We start from the raw sequence: 6,468 nt of genomic DNA, 5'->3' as shown, positions 1-6,468 counted from the left end.
TGATTTTAAATCATCCAAATCTTCCTTCAGTCTTGTCTTATGGTACTCTGGCTGCTTAAAAACTGTCCGGAGTATTGATATAAAAGAACAATTAAAATGGTTGAGATTTGAACAAATAGAAGAGTTGAGAGCTGCCGTGCAAAAAGAGTTAAACAAGTTGACGAATGAAGTCATTGCTTCTTTGACGGGATGGCAATTCATTTTAGAGGCTATATCTGTAGCAGAACATTAGGAAATTGGTATAAGATATCTGGGAGTTGATGTTTTTTAGTTCTCTTTACTCTGGGATCTTTGAACTCGTGGAAGTGGTGAACTAAACTTTTTTGAATACACCCGATATCTGTCACTTCTGTTAGTTTTATGTCAAAACGAAAATTTTTATGAGCATCGGCAGTTTTGTTGTTAAAGGCTTGAAACATATAGGATATTTGGTAGCGCTCAAGATGTAATGATAAGTGATATAAGAGTTAAAAAAGTTGATTTCCTGGTTATCTTTGTCTGCTCATGCCTGCTTGTCCCATCTGTACATCTTTCCGAACTGTCAAAAACGGTCGCATCCACAACGGTAAACAGCGCTTTAAGTGTCATGAGTGTGGACGGCAATTTGTTGAGCATCCGCACAAGAAAGTGATTGATACATCAACCCGGGCATTGATTGACCGCTTGCTGCTGGAACGCATTTCCCTCGCTGGCATTGCCCGTGCAACACAGGTGTCTGAGCAATGGCTACAAACCTACATCAATGAGAAATATGCTGGGGTGTCACGCCAAGTCCAAGTTACACCCAAAAAAAGGGGAGGCTAACAATGAGCGTGTGATGAGTTGTGTTCCTTTGTCGATAACAAGGGAAACAAACAGTGGGTCTGGTTGGCCCTGGATGCAGACACCCGCGAGATTGTGGGTGTTTACATTGGAAGCCGGGATGAAGCCGCAGCCCGCCAATTGTGGCAATCGTTACCACCTGTCTACCGCCAATGTGCAGTTGCATACACGGACTTTTGGGCAGCGTATGGGGCTGTTCTACCGACCAAACGACCGGAAAGCGCTGGGAAAAGAAACAGGCTCTCACCAGCTACATTGAGCGCTTCAACAATACGTTGAGGCAACGGGTGTCTCGGCTAGTCCGAAAAACTTTGTCCTTTTCAAAATCTTTAGAAAATCATATCGGTGCAATCTAGTATTTCATCCATTATTACAATGCATCATTACTTGTTTAGCACTACCCGATATTTTTTAATATTTTCAACTACAGTATTACTGTCCTCTCGCTGATCTGTGTTAGGAGTCAAGTGTGCTGTATACAGAGTCTCTTATGCTTATTTTATTAACTTTGTCCAGTTCATATTATACCAAATTAGATTAGCTTACCCTGATTAGGATCCGTGAATGAAGATTTTGATGAAGTCGGACTGGTTGTTAGACTTTAGCCCATAGCAATAACTAGTTTTTCTTGCAATTATTCAATAACTTTTTGCATCTTCTGCAGCATCTCCACTAGTTCAGCTTGGCTCAACGCCTCGCTTTCTGTTTTTTATTTTTGTCTGGTGGCTGCTGGCTTTTTCATTCGTTTATTTTACCAGCTTTTGCCACTAAAGTTTTTTTGACATGAATCCTTACAAGATAAGTAAACCCAGCTTTTAGCAGCAGGCTTGTGACTTCTAAAATCTTTTTGGGCATAAGCAGACAATAAAATGGTTGCAAGGTGACGGAAATACTTTAATCATATGCCAAAAAGTAGGGCGGGAGCATCTCACTTTTGCAGCCAAGCTAGAAATTGGAGTTAGGAGCCAGAAGCCAGGAGCCAGGAGGAAAGAGTCAGAAGGAAGAAAGAAGGAGCGAGAAGAAGTGTTTTCACCAATATGAAATGTTCTCAAGTAGGGTTTGTTTAAACCTACCCTACTACATGAATTTGAAGTAGTTTCAGCATCAATCCGCGTTCATCAGCCGTTAGAAGATAAAAACATTCAACTTTCAGCCAAACCCCCATCCAAAAACTCCCATTTAGCTTAAAATTAAAAATGCTGACTAGCCAACAATGCCCTATGTTTGAAGCCCTCGCCGATCGACTCGAATCCACCTGGAAAAAACTGCGCGGACAGAATAAAATCTCCGAGTCCAACATCCAAGACGCTCTCAAAGAAGTCCGCCGCGCCCTTCTGGAAGCCGATGTCAACCTCCAAGTCGTCAAAAACTTCATCGAAGAGGTAGCGGCAAAAGCACAAGGCGCAGAAGTCGTCTCAGGCGTCCGTCCCGACCAACAATTCATCAAAATCGTCCACGACGAACTCGTCCGAGTCATGGGGGAAACCAACGTGCCCCTAGCCACCGACGACTCTGGGCCCACAGTTATCCTGATGGCAGGTTTGCAAGGAACCGGGAAAACCACAGCTACGGCCAAACTAGCGCTGCACCTCCGCAAACAAAATCGTACCGCACTGCTAGTTGCAACCGACATTTATCGACCTGCGGCGATCGACCAATTGCTGACTCTCGGCAAACAAATCGACGTACCCGTATTTGAATTAGGTAAAGACATTGACCCCGTAGAAATTGCCCGCCAAGGCATCGAACACGGCAAACAAATTGGCATCGATACCATCATCGTCGATACAGCAGGCCGCCTGCAAATCGATCAAGACATGATGGCAGAATTGAGCCGCATCAAACAAACAGTACAACCTCACGAAACGCTATTAGTTGTTGATGCCATGACCGGCCAAGAAGCAGCAAATTTAACCCGCACCTTTCACGAACAAATCGGTATTACCGGCGCAATCTTAACCAAATTAGACGGCGACAGCCGGGGCGGTGCAGCTTTATCAGTGCGGCAAATATCCGGCGCGCCGATTAAATTTGTCGGCGTAGGCGAAAAAGTGGAAGCATTGCAACCATTTTATCCCGATCGCATGGCATCGAGAATACTTGGAATGGGCGATGTCTTGACGCTAGTAGAAAAAGCGCAAGAAGAATTCGACATCGCCGATGCCGAGAAAATGCAAGAGAAAATGCTCACGGCTAAGTTTGACTTTACTGACTTTCTCAAACAAACCAGACTGTTAAAAAATATGGGTTCCCTCGGCGGCATCATGAAAATGATTCCGGGGATGAACAAACTCTCAGATGAACAAATGCGACAGGGAGAAGTGCAGCTAAAACGCACCGAAGCCATGATCAATTCCATGACAGTTGAAGAACGCCGTAATCCCGAACTTTTAGCAAGTTCTCCATCCCGTCGCCGCCGCATCGGCAAAGGCGCAGGCTACGCTGAAAACGATGTAACTAAGCTGGTCAGCGATTTCCAGAAAATGCGTACAATGATGCAGCAAATGAGTCAAGGCAGCTTTACAGGAATGGGAGGATTGCCGGGAATGGGCGGCCCCGGAATGCAGCCCGGTTCCCGCGGCTATATGGGGGCCCAGCAGAAGAAGAAAAAGAAAAAAGATAAGCCTAAAAAAGGTTTCGGACAGTTGTAGAAACCGTCAAACATATTGCACCATTGTCAAAAAGTTGTAGATCCTGTCTTGACCTGTCAAGAGGTAGCGTTCAAATAATTGGGGTCGAAAGGCTTTTGGGATTTTAAAATCCCAAGAGCCAAATGGACCAGTTTCCTCATTAAGATACCAATTACCTGCATTTTGACCTTTCCACGACCCAACAATCGTTCACTCATAGCTTTGAGTAACAGGTTGTGACGCCTGGCGACGACTGCTGATAGATAACCTGATACGCAGCTAGACTTTATAATATAAATGGTTCTTCATTATCTAGTATGCTAAACTAACAATTAAACCAGGGTAAGCGCATCTCAAACGCTATTGACAAGGGGATTTAGAGGCATCATCATGTTAGGTGGGATAAACAAGCAGCAAGAATAGTCAGCATATACTTATTATCCATTGCAGCTCGATTGGATTTTTGCCGATTGCTACGGTGAAAATATTGCTCTCGGTTTAAAGCATTAAGAGCTATCCGTCGTAGTAATGCCAGATTATGTGGTGAATGTCCCGTTCGGACACGACAAGCATCTTCATTGAAAGTGACATCTAAAATCCAATGCAGACCATTCTCAATGGCCCAATGGAGACGGATTGCCTGTCCAAGCTGACAAGTGTCACAATCTTACGCTAGTCAAATAAAACTGGACTTCATGAGTAGTTTTATTCCATAGATGCCGAATTTGTACTACCATTACGAGGGTCTTTAGACCCACCCAATCCGATTGTTGATGCAACGGTGATAGTTGAGAAACTGGGACGCTCCAAACTTGTCTTTTTTCGAGACGGTGATGTCCCTTTTCTATCTGTTCATTGTAGCTTAAGGATATGCCTTCAAATTTGAGAGCTAGCGCTTGGTCAAACCAAGTCTTGACTTGCCCATGAAGTGTAGGATGGTTGGCTTTAAGCGCTAAAATATAATCAGCCTTTGCACTATATATTTGAGTGGCAATTGCTGTTTGTGTACCCATTGCATCAATTGTGATAATGCTTCCAGCGAGGTCAAGCAGTTCTAATAGGGCAGGAATTGCCGTGATTTCATTCGATTTATCAGCTACTTTGACTTGCCCCAAAACCAGACGATGTTGACTGGCCCAGGCGCTAACCAAATGCAACGCTGATTTCTGCTGCTCTCTGTCGTAGGAGCCTCTAAGAGTCTTGCCAGGGATAGGAATTACTTGCGCTCCCATTGTTTTAACTATCGATTGAACCCACCTCTGAAAGCAACGCTCAAATACTTGAGGATTAATCCGTTCAAAGACTCGTCGAAAAGTATCTGCACAAGGCATGCCACTCGGTAGAGCTAAAAATTCTCGTAACCAATCAAATTTGCTCAACCCATAGTTTTCCATATCTTCTCATCCCTTACCTCCCGCAATGACTGATAAAATTCCGATGATTAAAATATCTCTTAACAGATGGCTCCGGGTACGTTGTACTCGCGGGTCTTCTATCTCGCTAAAATAGCTTTGCATCTGTTCTATTAATGCTGTAGCACTGGGCAGGTTCAAATTCAACTTAGTTTGACGCTTTGAACAAGTAGAATTGAAGCCCGCTCCCATAAGATAGTCCCCGAGAGATTTAACAATGTGTTTATTAGACTAAGCTGTTGGGCCTTTAAATTGTATGTCAAAAAAAATCAAAGTCTTGTGGGGTGGGCGTCCCGCCCCCCCTGAATATACAATTTAAATGCGCGACAGCTTACTACTAAACACATTTTTTTTGTGAAAATATTGCCTTCTCATCTTTTAGCCCAATAATCTGTATTTTAAAATACAAAATTAGATGCGCTTACCCTGACAATTAAACTGCCAAGTAAGCAAACATCGGGAGCATCTCGATTTTGCAAAAACATTAAATTGCAAGTTAACCATTTAAGTAGGCACAACGTAGTTGCAACATTTGAGAAACACTTTCAGATTTCCACTGCGCCCCGGAAATTTTTAGCCTTCTACCTACCCCTCTTCTGTCACTCTAGGCAGAAGAAAATAATAATTCACTCTCATTTATTAAGTAAGAGAAGGGATTTGGGTAAAAATTTATTAACGCTCTTAATCGACCCAAGCCTGTAGATAATTGTGGAATCGAAAAAACTTTTAGCCACTGTTGTATCAAGTTAAAGCTAATTAAAGGTTGCAGTATTAATCTCAAATTGTTTAGATGGCTCTGCCAAGCGTTTTTTTTATCCCAATTTTGATGTTGCTCAAAGCGATGGAGAAGTGAGAAGTTTTTTGCGGATGAAGAGCTGGGTAATGAAGTCGGGGAGTTAACGGCTGTATTAGACCTAGATAGAGGCTGATCATCAGGTAAGCACTACAAACGATTTCCCACCATTTTTCAATCTGTGAATATTGCGTAACTCGGAAATCTGCCCATCCTAATTCACTCTTACTTTGTCGAAAACCATATTCAATCCAAGTCCTAGTGCCATATACAGCACTTTCCGCTGTTAAGAGGTACAACAACAACAATTAGCAAACCAATTTCTTAAATGTTGAGGATTGATTAAGTTGAGGGCAACTGCAATTATTTTATCAATCGTGGATGTGGTAGTTGGAGCGAACATACGCAAAAAAGATTTTAGTTGCGACCACCAAAGCTCTATTGGGTTAAAATCGGGAGAGTATGGGGATAAACAAATAATACTCGCACCTACAGATTCAATCATGGGCTTGATGGAGGCTAACTTATGGGCGGGTAAATTATCCATTACTACTACCGCTCCTTCCCATAATTGAGGGCATAAAAAATGCTCAATAAAGATAGCAAATGCCTGTCCATCCATTGAATCATTCATTGTCATCAATGCCAACACTTTATTCATACTAATTGCGCCAATAGCTGTGACTTTGGCACCCCGATAAAATGCTTTTTTTGGTATACTTTTGTCCCGTGCGGTGAGCGGGCATAAGTTCTACTCAATCCCAGTAGAATACCAGTTTCATCCAAAAATACTAAGTTTTTCGGCTCGATA

General features: G+C 42.8%; 3 protein-coding genes and 3 pseudogenes. 3 read left to right on the top strand and 3 right to left on the bottom strand.

Going from position 1 to position 6,468, the window contains the following annotated elements:
* From QUA38_RS12100 to ffh, 3 genes and pseudogenes are all read left to right on the top strand, one after another.
* The coding region (locus QUA38_RS12100; protein WP_445305050.1) for a hypothetical protein at positions 1–232 on the top strand (232 nt) is incomplete at its 5' end.
* Positions 233–504: 272 nt separating this feature from the next.
* A pseudogene (locus QUA38_RS12095) lies at positions 505–1,178 on the top strand (IS1 family transposase).
* Between the two features lie 864 nt (positions 1,179–2,042).
* Positions 2,043–3,473: a signal recognition particle protein gene (gene ffh / locus QUA38_RS12090; RefSeq protein WP_333162045.1), complete on the top strand. Its 1,431-nt coding sequence runs from the start codon at positions 2,043–2,045 to the stop codon at positions 3,471–3,473.
* Between the two features lie 367 nt (positions 3,474–3,840).
* Here ffh and QUA38_RS12085 read toward each other — a convergent pair.
* The 3 genes and pseudogenes from QUA38_RS12085 to QUA38_RS12075 form a co-directional block, all read right to left on the bottom strand.
* A pseudogene (locus QUA38_RS12085) lies at positions 3,841–5,056 on the bottom strand (ISAs1 family transposase).
* A gap of 728 nt (positions 5,057–5,784) precedes the next feature.
* Positions 5,785–5,926, bottom strand: a pseudogene (locus tag QUA38_RS29335) (IS701 family transposase); the annotation flags it as partial.
* 17 nt (positions 5,927–5,943) lie between these two features.
* A complete protein-coding gene (locus QUA38_RS12075) occupies positions 5,944–6,375 on the bottom strand; it encodes a transposase (RefSeq protein ID WP_445305051.1) in 432 nt (143 codons plus the stop codon).
* Positions 6,376–6,468 lie beyond the last annotated feature (93 nt).

Origin of the sequence: Microcoleus sp. Pol12B4 (assembly GCF_036701385.1) — a bacterium.
Lineage (GTDB): Bacteria > Cyanobacteriota > Cyanobacteriia > Cyanobacteriales > Microcoleaceae > Microcoleus.
This window is presented reverse-complemented; position numbering and strand designations above follow the sequence as displayed.

Coding starts and splice junctions, on each gene's coding strand:
- ffh (WP_333162045.1), top strand. CDS start 2,043: ATGTTTGAAGCCCTCGCCGATCGACTCGAATCCACCTGGAAAAAACTG.